Here is a 19,222-nt window from a genome sequence, read left to right on the forward strand (position 1 = left end):
TGGTTGACGATCGGCGATTCGTCAACCCTTGTTGACGATCGGGTTCCTCGCGGTGGTGGCACCCTGGTCCGGTGATCCTCCCGGCGGTCCGCGACCCGCGACTGGTCACCGTGCGCCGCGGCGGCACCCTCACCGACGCCGACCACCGCCTCCTCGCCCGGTGGGCCGCCGAGTGCGCCGAGCACGTCCTGCCCCTGTTCGAGGACGAGAACCCCGGCGACCCCCGCCCGCACGAGGCCGTCGGGGCCGCCCGCGCGTGGGCCGCCGGGGACCTGCGGATGATGGACGCCCGCGCCCGTGGCGGCCACGCCATGGGCGCGGCCCGCCCCCTGCGCGGCGCCGCGCGCTGGGCCGCGTACGCCGCCGGGCAGGCCGCCTGCGTCCCGCACGTCCCCGAGCACGACCTCGGCGCGGCCGCGTACGCGATCAGGGCCGCGCAGGCGGCGAACCCCGCCGAACCCACCGCCGGTCGCGCGGAACGGGACTGGCAGCGCGAGCGGGTCCCCGAGTCGCTCCGTGCGCTCGTGCTCGAGGACCAGGCCCGCCGCAACGCGATCTGCTGGTCCGCCTTCGACGACTGACCCCCGGGTTCTCCGCCCCCGCACTCGCCAGGCCACCGGACGGGTTGGGTGTTAGCCTTCACAGGGTCCAGGCGAGGGCGCGGACTCAGCCCCTGGAGGCGAGTGTGACCCTCCCGCCGATCGGAACTCCCCGCTCAGGCCGACGCGCTGCGCGCCCGACGGGAACTCCCCGCCGACGTCGTCGCCGACGACGACGCACCCCTCCCCCCTGCCGGCCCGCCGCGGCCGCCGGGAACCCCCACTGCTGACCCTGGAACCTCAGGAGGACACCGTGCCCGGAGCCTGGCTCGTCGGGAGGACCCCCGGAACCCCCGCCCCGGACGAGGCGCTGACCGCCGTCGCGCTCGCCGTCGACACCGGTGAGCACGACGTCGACGACGCCCTGCACGAACTGCACCGGCTCGCCGAGACCGACGGCGTCGAGATCACCGCCGACGTCCGGCAGACCCGCGACCACCCCGACCCCGCGACGTACGTCGGTCGCGGCAAGGTGGCCGAGGTCGCCGACGCCCTCCAGCGCACCGGCGCGCGCCTGGTCATCGCCGACGACGAACTCACCCCCGCGCAGGTGCGTTCCCTCGAGGGGGAACTCGGGGTGCGCGTCGTGGACCGCACCGCCCTGGTGCTGGACATCTTCGCCCAGCACGCCCGCAGCAGCGAGGGCCGGACCCAGGTGGAACTGGCGCAGATCGCGTACCAGCTGCCCCGCCTGCGGGGCGGTTCCCGGAACCTGTCCCGCGTCGGTGGTGGCCGGGTGGCGGCCGGTCAGGGCATCGGCGTCCGCGGGCCCGGTGAAACCCGGCTGGAGTCCGAGCGGCGCCGGCTGCGGCGCCGGGCGAGCGACCTGCGCCGGCAGGCCGCCGCGATCGCGGACCGCCGGCAGCGGACCCGGGACCGCCGGGCCCGCAACGCCGTCCCCTCCGCCGCGCTGACCGGGTACACCGACGTGGGCAAGTCCGCGCTGCTGAACCGGCTCGCCGCGGCGGACGTCGAGGTGCGGGCGGAGTTGTTCGCCACGCTGGACCCCACGGTGCGCCGGATCGTCGTCGACGACGTCGCGTTCACCCTCACCGACACCGTGGGTTTCGTGCGGAACCTGCCGCACCAGCTCGTGGACGCCTTCCGCTCCACGCTGGAGGAGGTCGTCCAGGCCGACCTGGCGGTGCACGTGGTGGACGCCGCGGCCCCCGACGCCCTGGACCGGGTGAGCACGGTGCGCGGGGTCCTGCGGGAGATCGGCGCCGCCGACGTCCCCGAACTGCTCGTCCTCAACAAGGTGGACGTAGCCCCGCCGGACTGGGTGACGGCGCTGCAACGCCTGTACCCGCAGGCGCTGACCGTCTCCGCGCTCACGGGCGAGGGAGTTCCCGACCTGCGCTCGGCCCTGGCCCAGCGGCTGCGCCGCAGCCGCTGAGCCGGGGCGGCTCGACCGCCCCCGACCGCGGGGCGCACCCCGGCGGTCACCGACGAAGGAGAATCATGACCCTCACCCCGCACACGCCGGACGAGGTCCACCTCGTCCTGGCCCCCGACGCCGAGGCGCTGTCCCAGGCCCGGCGGTTCCTCGGCCTGTACGCCCAGCAGAGCGGTGTGCTCGACGACTGCGCCGGCGACGTCGTGCAGGTGGCGGCGGAACTGATGGCCGTCGGCGGGCGGACGCGCCACGTCCTGGCCCTGGCGGTGCAGGACCACCCCGATCAGCTCAGCGTCCTCGTCGACCTGGCCGGCTCGGCCGACGTCGAGGTGAGCGCCGAGGCGGAATCGCTGCTGAACGGCCTGAGCGCCCAGTGGGGCTGGCGCCAGCTGCCGGGGGTCACCCAGGTCTGGTGCGACGTGCCCAAGCACTAGCCGCCGGGGCCGTCCCGGTCGTCCGGTCCGGGCGGGAACCTGCCGCCGGCCGGTCAGTGACCGCCGCCGAGGTGACCGGCCAGCCGTTCGAGGCGGGCGGAGCTGTCGGCGTTCAGCCCGGTGACGTGCACGGTCTTGCCGCGGGCGGCGTACTTCGCCCGGACCGCGTCCAGCGCCGCGACGGTGGAGGCGTCCCAGACGTGCGCCGCGGACAGGTCGATCTCGACGTGCCCGGGGTCGCCGGGGTAGTCGAACCGGGTGACGAGGTCGTTGGAGGAGGCGAAGAACAGCGCGCCGGAGACCGAGTACACGCGGGTGGTTCCGGCGGGGTCCAGGACGCTGGTGACCTCGACCAGGTGCGCGACGCGCCGGGCGAACAGCAGGGCGGCGATCAGGACCCCCACGACGACGCCGATGGCCAGGTTGTCGGTGGCCACCACCACGACGACGGTGGCGACCATGACGGCGGTCTCGCTCCGGGGCATCCGGCGCAGCGTGGCGGGGTGGACGGAGTGCCAGTCGAAGGTGCCGACCGCCACCACGACCATCACCGCGACCAGGGCGGCCATCGGGATGACGGCCACCACGTCGCCCAGGCCCACGACCAGGATGAGCAGGAAGACCCCGGCCAGGAACGTCGAGGCGCGGGTGCGGGCCCCGGCCTTCACGTTGATCATCGTCTGGCCGATCATCGCGCAGCCGCCCATCCCGCCGAAGAAACCGGTGATGACGTTCGCCGCGCCCTGCCCCCACGCCTCGCGGCCCTTGCGCGAGGGCGTGTCGGTGACGTCGTCGACGAGCTTGGCCGTCATGAGGGATTCCATCAGCCCGACCAGGGCCATGCCCAGGGCGTAGGGGGCGATGACCGACAGGGTGTGGAAGGTCAGCGGCACGTCGGGGATGAGCAGGAACGGCAGGCTGTCGGGCAGCTCCCCCTGGTCGCCGACGTTCGGGACGGCCAGGTGCGCGGCGACGGTGACGACGGTGAGCAGCACGATCGCGACCAGCGGGGCCGGGACGGCCTTGGTCAGGCGGGGGAAGAAGACCATCAGCGCGATGCCGGCGGCGACCATCGGGTAGACGACCCACGGCACGTCGCGCAGGTGCGGCACCTGCGCGAGGAAGATCAAGATGGCCAGGGCGTTGACGAAGCCGACCATCACGCTGCGGGGCACGTAGCGCATCAGCTTGGCCACCCCCAGCAGGCCCAGGGCCACCTGCAGCACGCCGGCGAGGATGACGGTGGCCAGCAGGTGGTCCAGGCCGTGCTCGCGCACGACGGGGGCGATGACCAGGGCGATCGCGCCGGTCGCGGCGGAGATCATCGCCGGGCGCCCGCCGAGGACGGCGATGGAGACGGCCATCGTGAAGGAGGCGAACAGCCCCACGCGGGGGTCGACGCCGGCGATGACGGAGAACGAGATCGCCTCCGGGATCAGGGCCAGGGCCACGACGAGGCCGGCGAGGGCTTCGGTGCGCAGCACCCGGGGCGTCAGCCACGGCGGCCGGCGGCGCCGGGTGGCCGGTGCGGCGGTGGCCGGGGGAGCGGCGGGAGGGGCCAACGGGTGCTCCGTTCCACGGGGTCGTCGGGCGCTCGGCGGGTGGGTCGGTCGCGCCAGGGCGTAGTGGCTCGTGCGCTGGCTGCGACGACGTCGTGACGAACTGACCCGATCGGTTGACGGTGTCTCGTCCTGCCCGCAACTCTACCCTCACGTAAGGGTAGAGTCCGGGTCGCGGTCGCCGCCGCCAGCGGCCGTCCGCCCGTGCGGGGGACCTCCCCGGGCGGCGCATCGCGCTGCCCCGCAGCCGGTCCCACCCAGGTCGACGAGATGAGGACGAGTGAGCACCACTCCCGGCCGGCCCGCCGGCCGCCGCGACCACCAGCGCCACACCCGGACCCCGCAGACGCTGGCCGAGGCCTTCGACCCGCGCAGCAACGCCCTGGACCTGCTGCGCCTGCTGCTGGCCACCACCGTCGCGGTGGTGCACACCGCGCTCATCGGCACCGGCCGGCAACCCCAGGCCGGTTCGACGGACCTGGGCAGCCTCGCCGTGGACGGGTTCTTCGTCCTCAGCGGGTTCCTCGTCGCGCGCAGCTACCTGCGGCTGAACTCCCTGCGGCGGTACCTCTGGCACCGTGCGCTGCGGATCCTGCCGGGTTTCTGGCTCTCCCTGCTGCTCACCGCCGGAGTCGTCGCACCGCTGCTGGCCGTCCTCGAGGGCCGCCCGGCGACCTCGGTGCTCACCGGGCCCGACTCCGCGCTCGACTACCTGACCCGCAACGCGTCCCTGCAGATCCAGCAGTTCGGCATCAGCGGACTGGCCGGGGGTTCCGGCGCCCCGGACGTCGTCAACGGGTCCCTGTGGACGCTCTTCTTCGAAGCCTGCTGCTACGCCATCATCGCCGTCCTCGGCGTGGTGGGGGTCCTGCGCCGGCAGCGGTGGCTGGTGCTGGCCCTGCTGACGGTCCTGTGGGTGCTGACCGTCGCCGCCACCGCCGGTTTCAACCCGCTGGGGTCCGAGCTCATGCTGCGGCTGGGTTTCGTCTTCCTGCTCGGCACCGCCGGGTACCTGTTCGCCGACCGGGTCCCCGTGCGGGGGTGGCTGGCCGCGGTCAGCCTGCTCCTGGTCGTCGTCGGGTTGCACACCCTGCCGGACTACCGGGCGCTGGGAGGCCCGGCGTTCGCCTACCTGTGCCTGTGGGCCGTGGTGCGCTGCCCGCTGCGCCCGCGCCTGCGGTGGGACCTGTCCTACGGCACGTACGTCTGGCACTGGCCGGTCGCCCAGGTGCTGTTCGCCCTCGGCGCGGCCACGCTCACCGCGGTCCCCTTCGTCGTGCTCGGCCTCGCGGTGACCGCGGTGGTCGCCACCGCGTCGTGGCTGCTCGTCGAACGTCCCGCGCTGGGCTGGAAGGACGCCGCCTGGATCACCGGGACCTCCGGGTCCCCGGGTCGCGGAACCCGGCGGGAGGAGCTGCGGTCGCGGTCGTGAGGCCGGTCCCCGTCCGCCGGTGCGCCCGGGCCAGGTGCTCCCCGCGCTCGCGGAGGAGTTCGCGCAGCTCCGGCGGGTCGAGGACCTCCACCCCGGGGACCGCGCACAACTGGTCGGCGGCGACGTCGACGCCCTCCACCCCCAGCCGCACCTCCACCCGGCCGCCCGGCAGCGCGACGGCGTCCTGCGCGGCGGCGGCGGTGAGCCGGCCCGGGACGTGGCGCACCAGGTCGGGCAGGTTCGCGGCGGGCAGGGCGAGGCGGACCCGGACGCGGCGCAGGTCGGCGTCGAACGCATCGGCGGCGTCCTGCCAGTAGCGGTGCAGGTCGAAACCCGCCGGGCGCACCACCGCCTCGGCCCGCACCGTGACGGCCTCCACCCGCGCGGTGCGGTACGTGCGCGGCGCCCCGCGGTGCGCCGCGACCAGGTACCACCGCCCCGCCTTGAGCACGAGGCCGAGCGGGTCGAGCCGGCGCGCCACGGAACGCTCGGCGCGCCGGTAGCGCACGTCGACGCGGCGGCCCGTCCAGACGGCCCGGGCGAGGTCGCCCAGCGCGCCCTCCGGCGCCGCGGGGCGGAACCAGCCGGTGGTGTCCAGCAGCACGCGCTCGTTCACGACGTCCAGCTGCGCCTGCACCCGCGCGGGCAGGCCGGACCGCAGCTTGGAGCGCGCGACGGCGAGCACCGCGCCCAGGCCCAGGTCGGCGGCCGCCCCGCCGCCGAGACCGAGCGCGGTCACCTCGTCCGGCGACAGGCCCTCCACCGGGGACCGCCACCGGTCGACGATGCCGATCCCCCCGCCCGCGCCCTGCACCGCGTACAACGGCGCCCCGGCCAGCTGCAGCGCCGCGACGTCGCGGTAGACGGTGCGGACCGAGACGCCCAGCTCCGCGGCCAGCGCGGGCGCCGTGGTGCGGCGGTCGCGCTGGACGCACAGCAGCAGGGCCACGAGCCGGGAGGACCGCACCCCCCCGACCGTAGCGGCGGACCTGACAGCAGGTGTCAGGTCCGCGCCGGAGGATCGGTCCATGACCTCAGCGGAGAAACCCCTGACCGGTTCCGTCGCACTCGTCGCGGGCGCCACCCGCGGCGCCGGCCGCGGGATCGCCGTCGCCCTGGGCGCCGCCGGCGCCACCGTCTACTGCAGCGGACGCAGCACCCGCGGGAAGCGGTCGGACTACGACCGGCCCGAGACCGTCGAGGAGACCGCCGGACTGGTCGACGCCGCCGGCGGCACGGGCGTCGCCTGCGTCACCGACCACCTCGACCCGGCCCGGGTGCGGGCGCTGGTGCAGCGCATCGACGACGAACGGGGACGGCTGGACGTCCTGGTCAACGACATCGGCGGCGAGCACTACGTCGACTTCGGCAAACCCCTGTGGGAGTACGACCTCGACCGCGGCCTGGCCCTGCTGCGCGCCGGCCTGGAGACCCACCTCGTCACCAGCGCCGTCGCGCTCGGCCTGCTCACCCGCCGGCCCGGCGGCCTCGTCGTCGAGGTCACCGACGGCACGACCGCGTTCAACACCCCCCGCTTCCGCGAGACCGTGTTCATGGACGTCACCAAGCACGCCGTGAACCGCCTCGCCTGGGCGCAGGGGCACGAACTGGAACCCGTCGGCGGCACGGCCGTCGCCGTCACGCCCGGTTGGCTGCGCTCGGAGATGATGCTCGACGTCTTCGGCGTGCGCGAGGACAACTGGATCGAGGCGACGCGGCGGCCGCGCACCGACGGCCCCGACCCGGCCGACTTCGCCGTCTCCGAGTCACCGGTGATGATCGGTCGCGCGGTCGCGGCGCTGGCCGCCGACCCCGGCAAGGCCCGCTGGAACGGGGCGTCGGTCACCTCGCACCAGCTCGCCGAGCACTACGGCACCACCGACGCCGACGGTTCCCGGCCGGACGCCTGGCGGTACGTCGAGGAGGTCCGCGAGAAGGGCCTGCCCGCCGACGTCACCGGGTACCGGTGACGGGTCCCGCGGTGCAGGGGCTAGCTCCCGCCGTCGTGGCCGGTCGGGAACTGCTCCAGGGGCGGTGCGGTGGTCGGCGAGGTGGCGGCGCCACCGGGAGGTCGCTGCGGGCCGGAAAGCCCCCGCAGCCGGGCTCAGCTCACTGTCTCCTCGTCGTGTTTCGTCGGTGTTTCGATCACGAAACGATCTGTGGTGGTTATCGTTCGTAGCGCGCGGTCGTCAGCAGGACCACGGAGGCGCAGTGCGGGGAAGCCATCCGGTGCTGCCGGGTGGCGTCGTACCAGAGGCTGTCGCCGGCCTCCAGGTGGTGGACCTCGCCGTCCAGCTCCAGGTCCAGGCACCCGCTGAGGACGTGCGTGTGGTCCTCGCCCCGGTGCCGGAACGGCGCGGGGTCGCGGTAGCCGCCCGGCATCTCGATCCGGTAGGCCTCCAGGAGGTGCCCGGGACCGACGTGCAGGAGGGTGGTCGCGGCGGCCTCCCCGGCGCCGGACGCGGGCAGTGCGGGGGCGTGGCCGTCCCCGAGCCGGCCCTCGCCGCGGGGCAGCAGGTCGGCGGGGCCGGCACCCAGGGCCTCGGCCACCACGTACAGCGTCATGACGCTGGGCAGGACCGCGCCGTTCTCCACCCCCGACAGCATCGACTGCGAGACCCCGGCCTGCGCCGCCAGCGTCCGGGTGGACAGGCCGAGGCGCTCCCGCCGCTGCCGGATCGCCGCCCCGATCGCGGCCCGCAGGTCCTCGGTGTCCGTCCCGGCGCTCACGCGTGGGCACCCGCGGCGACGCCCGTCGCAGCGGCCACCGTGACCAGGGCTGTCGCCGGCCCGTCGACGGAGGCCAGCCGGTGCGGGACCGGGCCCTCCACCCGCAGGGCCTCCCCCTCGAGCAGGCGGACCGGGTCCGTGCTCTCGCGCAGCACCTCCGGCGACCGCTTCGTCGCCACCACCGACCCCGCCGTCACCGGCGAGGACGACGGCCTGCGCTTCGGCAGCTACGGCCTGGACCAGTGCCTGGACCTGGTGGAGCGGGAACTGCCGCGCGGCGGGGAACCCGTCCCGCGGGGCCCGGGCTGGCGCACCGGCTCCGGGATCGCCCTGTCGATGATCGCCACCGTCCCGCCGCGGGGGCACTTCGCGGAAGCCTCCGCCCGCCTGCTCGCCGACGGGACCTGGCAGCTGGACGTGGGAACCGCCGAGTTCGGCAACGGCACGACGACCGTCCACACCCAGATCGGCGTGCAGGCCCTGAGCACCACCGCCGACCGGTTGCGGTTGCGGCAGGCCGACACCGACGTCACCGGCCACGACACCGGGGCGTTCGGTTCGGCCGGCTCCGTCGTGGCCGGCAAGGCGCTGCTGATCGCGTGCGAACGCCTGGCGGGGCAGGTGCGGGCGCTGGCCGCCGACCTGCTCGGCACCGACGTGACCGCGGCCGTGCTGGGACCGGAGGGGGTGCGTTGCGGGGAACGCCTCGTCCCGCTGGCCGAGCTGCACGCCCACGCGGTGCGCACCACCGGCGCCGCGCCGCGGGCCGACGGAGCCGACGACGCCGCGTTGCGCTCCGTCGCGTTCAACGTCCAGGGTTTCCGCGTCGCCGTGGACACCGGCACCGGCGAGGTGCGCGTCCTGCGCTCGGTGCACGCCGTCGACGCGGGGGTCGTCCTCAACCCGGTGCAACTGCGCGGTCAGGTCGAGGGCGGTGTCGCGCAGGCGATCGGATCGGCCCTGTTCGAGGAGGTGCACCGCGCGGACGACGGCCGCCCCCTCACGGTGTCGCTGCGGGAGTACCACGCCCCGCGCGCCGCCGACCTGGGCGTGACGGAGGTGCTGTTCGCCGACACCGTCGACGCGGTCGGCCCGCTGGGGGCGAAGTCGATGAGCGAGGCGCCCTACAACCCCGTCGCCCCCGCCCTGGCGAACGCGGTGCGCGACGCGGTCGGGGTGCGGTTGCGGGAGCTGCCGATGCGCCCGGACCGCGTGTGGCGCGCCCTGCGGGGGGAGGCCGGCCGTGCGTGAGGTGTTCCCGCAGCTGCGTCGGCTGCTGGCCGCCGGTGAGCCCTGCGCCGTGGCCACGGTGTTCCGGACCGAGGGGTCGGCCCCGCGCCCGGCCGGGGCGTCCCTGGTCGTGACCGGCGACGGGGCCGTGGTCGGCAGCGTCTCCGGCGGCTGCGTCGAGAGCGCGGTGTACGAGCTGTGCCGGCAGGCCCTGGAGGACGGGCGCGCGCGCACCGAGCGGTTCGGGGCCGACGACGACCCGTTCGCGGTGGCCCTGACGTGCGGCGGCACCCTGGACGTCCTGGTCCGGGTCGTCACCGGGGCCGCGGACGACCCGCTGCGCCGGGCCGTGCGGGCCGAGGCGGACGGGCGGGCCGTGGTCGTGGCCACCGTCGTCGGTCCTGCGGGCAGCGCGCTGCTGGGGCGGGGTCTGGTCGTCGGCGGGGCGGGGGCCGAGGGCACGACGGGCGACGCGGACCTCGACGACGCCGTGGTGCGCGGCGCCGGGGAGGTGCTGGGCGCCGGTGACGACGCGCGCGTCCTGCGCCTGGGGGCTGCGGGTCCTCGCGGTGGCGCCGTGGAGGTCCTGGTCGAACCGGTGGCCCCGCCGCCGCGGATGCTGCTGTTCGGGGCCGTCGAGCCGGTCGCGGCGCTGACGCGGCTGGGGAGGTTCCTCGGGTACCGGGTCACCGTCTGCGACGCGCGGGCCGTGTTCGCGACGCCGGAGCGCTTCCCCGACGCGGACGAGGTCGTCGTGCGGTGGCCCGTCGAGTACCTGCGCACGACCGCCGTGGACGAGCGCACCGTGGTCTGCGTCCTCACCCACGACGAGAGGTTCGACGTCCCGCTCCTGGAGGAGGCGCTGCGCGGGCCCGCCGGGTACGTCGGCGCGCTGGGGTCGCGCCGGACCCACCGCGAGCGGGTGGACCGGCTGCTGGCCCGGGGCGTGAGCCCGGTGCAGCTGGGGCGGCTGTTCGGCCCCGTCGGGCTGGACCTGGGCGCCCGCAGCCCGGAGGAGACCGCGGTGTCGATCGTCGCGGAGCTGATCGCCCACCGGAACGGGGGCAGCGGGGCACCGCTGCGCTCCACCGACGGGCCGATCCACCGGAGCGGTCAGCGGGGTGGGCGTCCGGCCGCGGTCGGTGCGCACCCCCGGCCGGCGGTGGGGTGCGGGCGGTGACGACCCCGGTGCGGACGGGACGGAGCACGAGCGCGGGAGCAGGAGGAGCGGTGACCGGTTCGACGGCGGGCGGGGCGCGCGAGGTCGTCCTCGCGCCGGACGAGGTCCTGCGGCCGGGGCCGGTCGACACCCACGTCCACGTCGACGAACCCGGCCGCACCGGGTGGGAGGGTTCCGCCTCCGCCACCCGGGCCGCGGCCGCCGGTCGGTGCGTCGTCGACGTGGGGTCCCGGGGCGGCGGTTCACCGGGCTGGTCCGCTCGGCCTGGCGGCGGGGGGCGCCCCGACCTGGACGGCGAGCCGCGCGGGGAGCTCCTGACCCGCCCGTGAGCCGTCGCCGCCCCGGTTCGGGACGGCCTCAGGCCGGCCGGATCCCGGTGAGCTCGACGAGGTCGCTCTTGCGGATCAGGCCGTGGACCCCGCTGACCCGGTCCACGACCTGGGAGACGGCGAAGTCGCCCGCGGCGGAGAGGTAGGCCAGGGCGTGGGCGGGGTCCATGCCCAGGTCGACGAGCAGCGCGACGGCGGTGCGGACGGCGATGCGCATCGCCTCGTCGAGGTCGGCGTCGATCCCGATGGGCACCAGCAGGTCGGGGGTCTCGCCCCACAGCGCGTCGCGGACCCGGACGGCGTCGGCGGGCACGAGGTCGAGGCGCAGGCGGGCGCGCAGCGGGGCCTCGAACGCCGTCAGCGCGACCTCCCCGTCCCCCTGGGAGTAGTGCGGGTCGCCGACGTGGAGCAGCGCTCCGTCCACCTGGACGGGCAGGTGCAGGGTCGAGCCGACGCCCAGGGCCGAGACGTCGAGGTTGCCGCCGTGCGTGCCGGGCGGGACGGAGTGCAGGCGCGCGGGGCCGGGGGTCGCGACGCCGACGAGGCCGAGGAAGGGCTTGAGCGGGAAGCGGACCCGGGCGCCGGTGCGCGCACCGGCGGGCATGCTGCCGTGCCGGGCGCCGGTGACCGGGTCGGTCTCCACGCGGGCCAGCACGGACACGACGTCCACGCCGCCGGCGGGGAACTCCCCGGGCAGCGCGCCGCGGCCGTGCCGGTTGCTGACGACGCCGTAGTCGGCGCGCAGCCGCAGGTCCTGCACGGTGACGGACAGCACGTCGCCGGGCCGGGCGCCCCGGACCCGCACGGGGCCGGTGACGACGTGCGGCCCCTGGGTGGCCGGGTCGTGCGGGACGGTCCGGGCGATCTCGACCGCGTCGGGGAGCACGGCCGCGGCCTCGATGCCGAGGGCGGTGAAGAACGTCAGGGGGTCGCGGCCCTGGTCCTCCAGGAGGCCCTCGTGGCTGACGGTGTCGACGACGACGACGTCGCCGGGGTCGACCTCCAGGGCGGGCCGGTCGCCGGCGCGGGGCAGGTCGCCCCAGCGGACGGTGCCGGGGGTCGAGGGCAGCAGGTGGACCGTCACTCGGGGCTCCCGGGGTCGGTGGGGGGTGGCCGGTGGAACGTTAGTTGCATAGTATGGCGATCGTGGAACAGTTGATCCAGCGCCCCCCGGTGGACCCGGCCCTCCGGCGCACCTCCGTCGGATCTCCCGTCGCCCCGCCCCCGCGGCTGCTCATGGGCCCCGGCCCCATCACCGTCGACCCCCGGGTCCTGCGGGCCATGTCCGCCCAGCTGGTCGGGCAGTACGACCCGGCCATGACGGCCTACATGAACGAGACGCAGGCCCTCTTCCGCGAGGTGTTCGCCACCACCAACGAGGCGACCGTCCTGGTCGACGGCACCTCCCGCGCCGGCATCGAGGCCGCGCTGGTCTCCCTCATCACCCCCGGCGACACCGTCCTCGTCCCCGTCTTCGGCCGGTTCGGGCACCTGCTGCGCGAGATCGCCGAGCGGTGCGGCGCCGACGTCCACGTCCGCGAGGTGCCGTGGGGGCAGGTGTTCACCCTCGAGGCCCTCGAGGAGGCCGTCCGCGAGGTGCGCCCGAAGCTCGTCGCCCTGGTCCAGGGCGACACGTCCACGACGATGAACCAGCCCCTGGAGGGCGTGGGGGCGATGTGCCACCGCCACGGCGCCCTGCTCTACGTGGACGTCACGGCGTCCCTGGCGGGCAACCCGTTCGCGATGGACGCCTGGGAGGTCGACGCCGCCACCGCCGGCCTGCAGAAGTGCCTCGGCGGGCCCTCCGGCAGCGCGCCGCTGTCGCTGTCGCCGCGGGCCGTGGAGGTCGTCGACGCCCGCCGCAGCGTCGAGGCCGGCCTGCGCACCGACCCCGGCTCCGACGACGGGGCCGCACCCACCGGGGTGCGGATCCGGTCGAACTACTTCGACCTCGCCATGATCCTGGACTACTGGGGCGAGGAGCGGCTGAACCACCACACCGAGGCCACCACGATGCTCTACGGCGCGCGCGAGTGCGCCCGCCTGGTCCTGGAGGAGGGGCTGGAGAACACCGTCGCCCGCCACCGGCTGCACGGGGACGCGGTGCTGGCCGGGGTCCGCGGGCTGGGGCTGTCGGTGTTCGGCGACGTGGCGCACAAGATGCACAACGTCGTCGCCGTCGAGATCCCCGCCGGGGTGGACGGGGAGGCGGTGCGCGCCGAGCTCCTCCACGACTACGGCATCGAGATCGGCACCAGCTTCGGCCCGCTCGCCGGACGGGTGTGGCGCATCGGCACCATGGGTTACAACGCCCGCAAGGACGCCGTGCTGGTGACCCTCGCCGCGCTGGAGCAGGTGCTGCGCCGGCACGGCGCGCCCGTCGCGCCCGGCGGCGGGACCGTTGCGGCGCAAGAGGTCTACTCGGGGTTTCCCGCGTGAGCCCGGAAACTCCCGCCGACGCCCGGCGGGTCCTGGACCGCTGCGACGAACTCGCCGCGGTGTCGTCCTCGGCCACCGGGGTCGAACGCGTCCACCTCTCGCCCGAGCACGCCCGCGCCAACGCGATCGCGGCGGACTGGATGGCGCAGGCCGGCCTGCGCACCTGGTGCGACCAGGCCGGCAACCAGTGGGGGCGGCTGGAGGGCCGCGAACCCGGCCTGCCCGCCCTGGTGCTCGGGTCGCACCTGGACACGGTCACCGACGCCGGGCGCTACGACGGGATCCTCGGGGTGCTGTCCGCGATCGAGGTCGCCCGCCGGCTCGCCCCCCGGGCGGGTGAGCTGCCCTTCGCGCTGGAACTCGTCGCGTTCTCCGACGAGGAGGGCACCCGCTTCTCCACCGCGCTGACGGGCAGCTCCGCCGTCGCCGGGACCTGGCACGAGGACTGGTGGGAGCGGACCGACCGCGACGGCGTCACGGTGCGGCAGGCGGCCGAGGCGTTCGGGCTGGACCCCTCCCGGATCGGCGAGGCCGCGCGGGAACCGCAGGATCTCGTCGGCTACCTGGAACTGCACATCGAGCAGGGCCCGCAGCTCGAGGCCGCCGGCCGCGCCCTCGGCGTCGTCGCCTCCATCGCCGGGGCGCGCCGCTTCACCGGCCGCGTCGTCGGCGAGGCCCGCCACGCCGGGGGGACCCCCTACCCGAAGCGCCGCGACGCCCTCGTGGGGGCCGGCGAGGTCGTGCTGGCCGTGGAGCGCCTCGCCGTCGAGCTCGACGGGATCGCGACCGTCGGCCGCCTCCAGGCCTTCCCCGGTGGCGTGAACGTCGTCCCCGGCCTCGTGGAGTTCTCCCTCGACGTCCGCGCCGAGCACGACGCCGACCGCGACGCCCTCGTCGAGGCGATCACCGCCCACGCCCGCGCTGCCTGCGCGCGCCGGGGCCTGGGTCTGGAGCTGACCGAGACCCACCGCGCCGCCGGCGTCTACTGCGACGCGGAGCTGACGGCGTCGGTGGTGGCCGGCATCGCCGCCACCGGCGACCACGACCCGCTGCGGACCTGGTCGCGCGCCGGGCACGACGCGATGGCGATCGCCGCGATCACCCCCGTCGCCATGGTCTTCGTGCGGTGCGAGGACGGCATCAGCCACGCCCCCACCGAGGCGGTCACCCTCCCCGACGTCGCCGCGGGCATCGACGCGCTGGAGGCGGCCGTGCTCGACGTCGCCGCGCGGCGCTCGTGACCGGTCCCGAGCGGTCCCCCGGGGGCGGCGTGCGCGAGCGCGTCGAGCGGGCGTGGCCGGACCTCACCCCCGCCGAGCGGCAGGTCGCGCGGTTCGTGCTCGAACGGGCCGACGACCTGGCCGGGTTCAGCGGCGCGGAGGTCGCCGAGCGCGCCGGGGCGTCGAAGGCGACGGTCAGCCGCTTCTTCCGGCGGCTGGGGTTCTCCTCCTACGCCCAGGCCCGGGCCGACGCCCGCTCGCCCCGGGCCCGGGGCGTCCCCACCGGCGGGCTGCCGCCCGGCAGCGCGGACCCGGCCGCGGTCCACCTCGCCCACGACGTCGAGAACCTCACCCGCACCGCGGCGGCCCTGGCCGCCGCGGACCTCGACGCCGTGACCACCCTCCTCGCGCGGGCCCGCCGGGTGCTCGTCCTGGGCTGGCGCAACAGCTACCCCGTGGCGCTGCACCTGCGCGAGCAGCTCCTGCAGGCCCGTGACGACGTGGCGGTGGGGCCCCAGCCGGGGCAGACCGTGGCCGAGGAGCTCGCCGGGCTCGGCGGCCGGGACGTCCTCGTCGTCGTCGGGTTCCGCCGCCGCACCCCGGCGGTGCCGGCCGCGCTGCGGCTCGCCTCCGGTCTCGGCGTCCCCTGCGTCGTGCTCACCGACCCCGCCGCCACCCCGCCGCCGGTCCCGGTGGCCCACCGGCTCGTCGTCCCGGTCGAGGGCCCCGGGGCCTTCGACAGCTACGCCGCGGTCATGATGACCGTCGCGGTGCTGGCCGAGGGCGTCCTGGCCCGGCGGGGCGGACCCGGCCAGGAGCGGGCGCGGGCGGTGGCGTCGGTGCACGACGCGCTGGGGGAGCTCGAGCAGCACTGATCCGGCGGCCCGGCCACCACCCGGCCACCACCCGGCCACCACCCGGCCCGTCGGCCACCAGCCGCCCGGTGCCACGGCCCGCCCACGCGGTGGGCCCACGAGAGGAGAGGACACGTGCGCGACGTCGACGAAGGCGGCCTGCTGGCTGCGGCGGCCCGCTACGAGGAAGCCCTGCGCGAGGACGACCTCGACGCGCTGGACGCCTCCTTCGCCCCCGGGCCGGGGACCCTGCGGGCCGAGGGCGGGACGGCGCTGGTCGGGCACGACCTGATCTCCGCGTTCCGGCGCGACCGCGGCGGGGCGCCCGCGCGGTGGCTGCGGCGGGTGCACCTGCGCGCGCTCTCACCCGACGACGCGGTCACCGTCTCCGAGACCGAGCGGCGCGACGGTGGCCGCGGGCTGCAGACCCAGGTGTGGCACCGCGGGCCCGCCGGCTGGCGGGTCACCGCCGCCCACGTCTCGGGAGCCGCGCCCCTCGCCCCGGCCGAGCCGATCGGGCCACCCGTCCCCGGTGCCGCCCCCACCCCCGCGACCACCGCAACCTCCGCGACTTGGCGCACCCCCGACGGTGCGACGGCCCTGCCCGCCGGGACGGGGACCGGCCCGCTGGCGGGGGTCCGCACCGCCGTGAAGGACCTCGTCGCCGTCGCCGGGCAGCGCACCGGGGGCGGGGTGCCGCGGTGGCTGGACCGGGCGCGCCCCGAGACGGCGAACGCCCCGGCGCTGCAGGCGTTGCTGGACGCCGGCGCCGAGGTCGTCGGCATCGCCCGGACCGACGAGCTGGCGTTCTCCCTCATGGGCGTCAACGCCCACCACGGCACCCCGCCCAACCCCGCCGCCCCCGGCCGGGTCCCCGGCGGCTCCTCCTCCGGCTGCGCCGCGGCGGTCGCCTCCGGAGCCGCGGACCTGGGCCTGGGCACCGACACGGCGGGATCGCTGCGCGTGCCCGGCTCCTTCACCGCGCTCTACGCCTGGCGACCCACCCACGGCGCCGTCGACACCACCGGGGTCCTGCCGCTCGCACCGTCCTTCGACACCGTCGGCCTCCTCGCGCGGGACGCCGGGGTGCTCGCGGCGGCCGCGGCGGTCCTGCTGCCCCCGCCGTCGGTGCCCGTGCAGCGGCCCGCGGCCCTGCTGCGCAGCCGCACCCTGCTGCAGCTGGCCGAGCCCGCCACGGCGCTCGCGGTGGAGGCCGCGCTGAGGGCGCTGGCCGTGCAGACGGGTCTGCCGCTGCGCGACGTCGACGACGTCGGCGCCGACTTCACCCCCGGGGAGGTCGCGGCCTGGACGGAGGCCTTCCGCACCGTGCAGGCCGCCGAGGCGTGGGCCGCTCACGGCGCGTTCGCCACCGCCGACCCCGGCGCCCTCTCCCCGGCGGTGCTGGCCCGGTTCCGGGCCGGTGCCGACGTCGGCCCCGGCGCCCTCGCGGCCGCGCGGGCGGTGGTGGCCCGGACCCGCCGGCGGGTGGACGACCTCCTGGGCCACGGCTGGTTGTGCCTGCCGAGCACCGCTTCCCCGGCGCCGCCGCTCGACGCCACCCCCGAGGAGTTCGAGGCCGCCCGCGCCGGGACGCTGGCCCTGTCGACCCTCGCCTCCCAGGCCGGGACCCCCGCCCTGGGCCTGCCGTGGGGCCGGGTCGGGCAGCTGCCCGTCGGCCTGTGCGTGCTGGCGCCCCGCGGCGCGGACCGGTCGCTGCTGGCCCTGCTGACCGAGGTCGCGCCCACCACGCCCCACCCGACCCAGAGCACGACGGAGGACCCGTGACCCGCGACGGCGACGAGCCCGGCACCACCCCCACCCCGACCGCCGGCCGGGCTCCGTCGCGAGCGGCGTCGTGGCACCTGGCGCTGATGCTGGTCCTGACGTTCTCCACCGGGATCGTCGACGCGGTCGGGTACCTGGGGCTGGACCGGGTGTTCACCGCGAACATGACCGGCAACGTGGTGATCCTGGGCATGGCGTTGACCGGGGCGCAGGACCTGCCCGTCCTGGGCCCGTCCCTGGCGCTGGTGGGTTTCGTGCTGGGGGCCGCGCTGGTGGGTCGGGTCCTGCGGCGGGCGGCGACGGGGTGGACGACGGCCTCGAGCGTGGTCTTCGCGGTCGTCGGGGCCGGGCTGGGGGTGCTGGCCGGGGTCGTGGCCGGCCTGGGGGACGCGGTGCCGGTGGAGGTGGGGTCGACCCCGCCGCCGGCGGCGCTGGCGGTGACCGGGGTGCTGGGGGTGCTGATGGGGGCCCAGGCCGCGGCGGCGCGCCGGCTGGCGGTCAAGGACGTCACCACGGTCGTGGTGACCTCGACCCTGACCGGGTTGGCTGCCGATTCCCGCCTGGCCGGGGGGACGGGGGAGGGGTGGCGGCGCCGGCTGGGGGCGGTGGTGCTCATCCTGGCCGGTGCGGCGGCGGGGGCGGCGTTGCTGCGCTGGCACATCGGTGCGGGTTTGGGCGTGGCCGGGGTGATCACCGTGGTCTGCGCCTTGCTGGGGCACCTGCGCGCCCACCACCGGCGGGCCGCGGTCCCGGCCGCCCGGTAGCGCTCCGCCGGAGCGGGGCCACCCCCACCGCCGGCCGAGCGGGAGGTGCCGGTACCGGGCCGCCACTAGGCTCCACGGCGTCGACGGGGCACGGCCGGCCTCGCCGCCCACCCACCTCCGAGGAGCGACACGATGGCTCGGCGACCGGCCGTCTCCAGCGTCCAGATCGCCCGCGAGGCGGGGGTCGCGCAGTCGACGGTCTCGCGCGTCCTCAACGGCGGCAGCGTGGCGCCGGAGACCCGCCGCCGGGTGCTGGAGGTCCTGGCCCGGCACGACTACCAGCCGAACTCGGCGGCCCGGGCGCTGGTCGCCGCCCGCAGCGGCCTGGTCGGGGTCGTGGTCCGGGACCTGACCAACCCCTTCTACCCGGTCATGGTGCGGGCGGTGGAGCGCGTCCTGCACGAGCGGGGGCTGCGGTTGCTGCTGCTCAGCGACGTGACGACGGCGCAGGAGAGCCTGGCGGTGCTGCGCCGCGAGCGCGTCGACGGGGTGGTGTTCACCTCCGCCGTCCGCGACGACCCGCTGGCGTGGCCGGTGAGCGAGCACGGCATCCCGGTGGTGCTGTGCCACCGGACCATCGCGGGTTTCCCCGGCGACCAGGTCGAGGCGGACAACGTCGGCGCGGCGCGGCTGGCCGCCGACCACCTGCTGGACCTGGGGCACCGCCGGCTGGGGATGCTGTGCGGCACCGCGCAGGCCAGCACCGCCGAGCAGCGCGCGGCGGGTTTCCGGGCGCGGGTGGCCGAGCGCGCCCCGGGAGCGGAACTGGTCACCGTGCAGGGCGGGTACGACTACGCCACCAGCCACGCGGCGGTGCGGGAGCTGCTGGCCGGTCCCGGCCGTCCGAGCGCGCTGTTCTGCCACAACGACGTGATGGCCCACGCGGCGCTGAACGCGGCCACCGCCGAGGGTGTCGACGTGCCCGGCGGGCTGAGCGTCGTCGGCTGCGACGACGCGCCCGCGTCGGCCTGGGAGCGGATCGCGCTGACGACGGTCCGCCAGCCGCTGTCCCGCATCGCGGAGGTGGCCGCGCGGCTGCTGCTGGAGCGGCTGGAGGACCCCGAGGCGCCGCTGCGGCACGAGGTGCTGCCGGTGGAGCTGGTGCGGCGCAGCACGACCGCGCCGCCGGAGGGCTGAGCGCGAGCGGGTGGCGGTTGACGGGTCGCGAACCCGGCGCCTACGGTGGCACCACTCGTTGGATACGTATCCAACGCCCGTGACCCACCGCCCGGACGGCCCGGGACGACGGCGCCGCGCCGCAGCGGGCCGCG

The 19,222-nt window shown here is 76.5% G+C and carries 19 protein-coding genes; 14 read left to right on the plus strand and 5 right to left on the minus strand.

Features of this window, described 5'->3' with window-relative positions; genetic code table 11:
* Positions 1-71: 71 nt before the first annotated feature.
* The 3 genes from ACRYM6_RS04810 to ACRYM6_RS04820 all read left to right on the plus strand — a co-directional run bounded on the left by ACRYM6_RS04810 (position 72) and on the right by ACRYM6_RS04820 (position 2,429).
* Positions 72-581, plus strand: coding sequence for a putative immunity protein (locus ACRYM6_RS04810; protein WP_432541557.1), 510 nt, complete (start codon positions 72-74; stop codon positions 579-581).
* Between the two features lie 271 nt (positions 582-852).
* The gene (hflX, locus tag ACRYM6_RS04815; RefSeq protein WP_432541558.1) at positions 853-1,995 is read left to right on the plus strand and encodes a GTPase HflX; all 1,143 of its coding nucleotides are present in this window, start codon (positions 853-855) and stop codon (positions 1,993-1,995) included.
* Positions 1,996-2,060: 65 nt separating this feature from the next.
* The gene (locus ACRYM6_RS04820) at positions 2,061-2,429 is read left to right on the plus strand and encodes a hypothetical protein (RefSeq protein ID WP_432541559.1); all 369 of its coding nucleotides are present in this window, start codon (positions 2,061-2,063) and stop codon (positions 2,427-2,429) included.
* A 53-nt stretch (positions 2,430-2,482) separates the two neighbouring features.
* Here the strand turns inward: ACRYM6_RS04820 and ACRYM6_RS04825 are convergent, their stop codons facing one another.
* Positions 2,483-3,991 (minus strand): SulP family inorganic anion transporter, encoded by a 1,509-nt coding sequence (locus ACRYM6_RS04825; protein WP_432541560.1) that lies wholly within the window; start codon positions 3,989-3,991, stop codon positions 2,483-2,485.
* A gap of 277 nt (positions 3,992-4,268) precedes the next feature.
* Between ACRYM6_RS04825 and ACRYM6_RS04830 the strand changes: the two genes are divergently transcribed.
* Positions 4,269-5,420, plus strand: coding sequence for an acyltransferase family protein (locus tag ACRYM6_RS04830; protein ID WP_432541562.1), 1,152 nt, complete (start codon positions 4,269-4,271; stop codon positions 5,418-5,420).
* Here the strand turns inward: ACRYM6_RS04830 and ACRYM6_RS04835 are convergent.
* Positions 5,356-6,387, minus strand: a complete 1,032-nt coding sequence (locus ACRYM6_RS04835) for a helix-turn-helix transcriptional regulator (protein WP_432541563.1) — start codon at positions 6,385-6,387, stop codon at positions 5,356-5,358. The two genes, ACRYM6_RS04830 and ACRYM6_RS04835, sit on opposite strands and share 65 nt — an antisense overlap.
* A gap of 61 nt (positions 6,388-6,448) precedes the next feature.
* Between ACRYM6_RS04835 and ACRYM6_RS04840 the strand changes: the two genes are divergently transcribed.
* Positions 6,449-7,390 (plus strand): SDR family oxidoreductase, encoded by a 942-nt coding sequence (locus ACRYM6_RS04840; protein WP_432541564.1) that lies wholly within the window; start codon positions 6,449-6,451, stop codon positions 7,388-7,390.
* Positions 7,391-7,586: 196 nt separating this feature from the next.
* Here the strand turns inward: ACRYM6_RS04840 and ACRYM6_RS04845 are convergent, their stop codons facing one another.
* Both ACRYM6_RS04845 and ACRYM6_RS04850 read right to left on the minus strand, forming a co-directional pair.
* On the minus strand, positions 7,587-8,150 hold the full coding sequence (locus ACRYM6_RS04845; protein WP_432541565.1) for a helix-turn-helix domain-containing protein: 564 nt from the start codon (positions 8,148-8,150) through the stop codon (positions 7,587-7,589).
* The gene (locus tag ACRYM6_RS04850) at positions 8,147-8,305 is read right to left on the minus strand and encodes a hypothetical protein (protein ID WP_432541567.1); all 159 of its coding nucleotides are present in this window, start codon (positions 8,303-8,305) and stop codon (positions 8,147-8,149) included. Before ACRYM6_RS04850 ends, ACRYM6_RS04845 begins: the two co-directional genes overlap by 4 nt.
* Here ACRYM6_RS04850 and ACRYM6_RS04855 point away from each other — a divergent pair.
* The 3 genes from ACRYM6_RS04855 to ACRYM6_RS04865 are packed head-to-tail and all read left to right on the plus strand — an operon-like array spanning position 8,289 to position 10,889.
* A complete protein-coding gene (locus ACRYM6_RS04855; RefSeq protein WP_432541568.1) occupies positions 8,289-9,401 on the plus strand; it encodes a xanthine dehydrogenase family protein molybdopterin-binding subunit in 1,113 nt (370 codons plus the stop codon). The genes ACRYM6_RS04850 and ACRYM6_RS04855 overlap by 17 nt on opposite strands.
* Complete coding sequence (locus ACRYM6_RS04860; RefSeq protein ID WP_432541569.1) at positions 9,394-10,560, plus strand: XdhC family protein; 1,167 nt, start codon at positions 9,394-9,396, stop codon at positions 10,558-10,560. Before ACRYM6_RS04855 ends, ACRYM6_RS04860 begins: the two co-directional genes overlap by 8 nt.
* 50 nt (positions 10,561-10,610) lie before the next feature.
* Entirely contained in the window at positions 10,611-10,889 is a 279-nt protein-coding gene (locus ACRYM6_RS04865) for a hypothetical protein (protein ID WP_432541571.1), read from the plus strand.
* Between the two features lie 28 nt (positions 10,890-10,917).
* On the opposite strand, the gene ACRYM6_RS04870 is transcribed toward ACRYM6_RS04865, so the two are convergent.
* Positions 10,918-11,973, minus strand: coding sequence for an acetamidase/formamidase family protein (locus ACRYM6_RS04870; protein WP_432541572.1), 1,056 nt, complete (start codon positions 11,971-11,973; stop codon positions 10,918-10,920).
* A 152-nt stretch (positions 11,974-12,125) separates the two neighbouring features.
* Between ACRYM6_RS04870 and ACRYM6_RS04875 the strand changes: the two genes are divergently transcribed.
* The 6 genes from ACRYM6_RS04875 to ACRYM6_RS04900 all read left to right on the plus strand — a co-directional run bounded on the left by ACRYM6_RS04875 (position 12,126) and on the right by ACRYM6_RS04900 (position 19,088).
* Positions 12,126-13,328: a pyridoxal-phosphate-dependent aminotransferase family protein gene (locus ACRYM6_RS04875; protein ID WP_432541619.1), complete on the plus strand. Its 1,203-nt coding sequence runs from the start codon at positions 12,126-12,128 to the stop codon at positions 13,326-13,328.
* Positions 13,325-14,569: an allantoate amidohydrolase gene (locus ACRYM6_RS04880; RefSeq protein WP_432541573.1), complete on the plus strand. Its 1,245-nt coding sequence runs from the start codon at positions 13,325-13,327 to the stop codon at positions 14,567-14,569. The genes ACRYM6_RS04875 and ACRYM6_RS04880 overlap by 4 nt, the downstream gene beginning before the upstream one ends.
* 29 nt (positions 14,570-14,598) lie before the next feature.
* Positions 14,599-15,423 carry a MurR/RpiR family transcriptional regulator gene (locus tag ACRYM6_RS04885; RefSeq protein WP_432541574.1) on the plus strand — a complete coding sequence of 275 codons (825 nt, stop codon included), beginning with the start codon at positions 14,599-14,601 and terminating at the stop codon, positions 15,421-15,423.
* A 114-nt stretch (positions 15,424-15,537) separates the two neighbouring features.
* Positions 15,538-17,187 (plus strand): AtzH-like domain-containing protein, encoded by a 1,650-nt coding sequence (locus ACRYM6_RS04890; protein WP_432541575.1) that lies wholly within the window; start codon positions 15,538-15,540, stop codon positions 17,185-17,187.
* 86 nt (positions 17,188-17,273) lie between these two features.
* Positions 17,274-17,951, plus strand: a complete 678-nt coding sequence (locus ACRYM6_RS04895) for a DUF1275 family protein (protein WP_432541620.1) — start codon at positions 17,274-17,276, stop codon at positions 17,949-17,951.
* 132 nt (positions 17,952-18,083) lie between these two features.
* Positions 18,084-19,088, plus strand: coding sequence for a LacI family DNA-binding transcriptional regulator (locus ACRYM6_RS04900; protein WP_432541576.1), 1,005 nt, complete (start codon positions 18,084-18,086; stop codon positions 19,086-19,088).
* Positions 19,089-19,222 lie beyond the last annotated feature (134 nt).

The sequence above is a fragment of the Kineococcus rugosus genome, assembly GCF_050871975.1.
Classification (GTDB): domain Bacteria; phylum Actinomycetota; class Actinomycetes; order Actinomycetales; family Kineococcaceae; genus Kineococcus.

Bases quoted from the DNA above. Each gene is read 5' to 3' on its own strand.
- ACRYM6_RS04820 (WP_432541559.1), top strand. From the start codon at position 2,061: ATGACCCTCACCCCGCACACGCCGGACGAGGTCCACCTCGTCCTGGCC.
- ACRYM6_RS04840 (WP_432541564.1), top strand. From the start codon at position 6,449: ATGACCTCAGCGGAGAAACCCCTGACCGGTTCCGTCGCACTCGTCGCG.
- ACRYM6_RS04875 (WP_432541619.1), top strand. From the start codon at position 12,126: ATGGGCCCCGGCCCCATCACCGTCGACCCCCGGGTCCTGCGGGCCATG.
- ACRYM6_RS04895 (WP_432541620.1), top strand. From the start codon at position 17,274: ATGCTGGTCCTGACGTTCTCCACCGGGATCGTCGACGCGGTCGGGTAC.
- ACRYM6_RS04900 (WP_432541576.1), top strand. From the start codon at position 18,084: ATGGCTCGGCGACCGGCCGTCTCCAGCGTCCAGATCGCCCGCGAGGCG.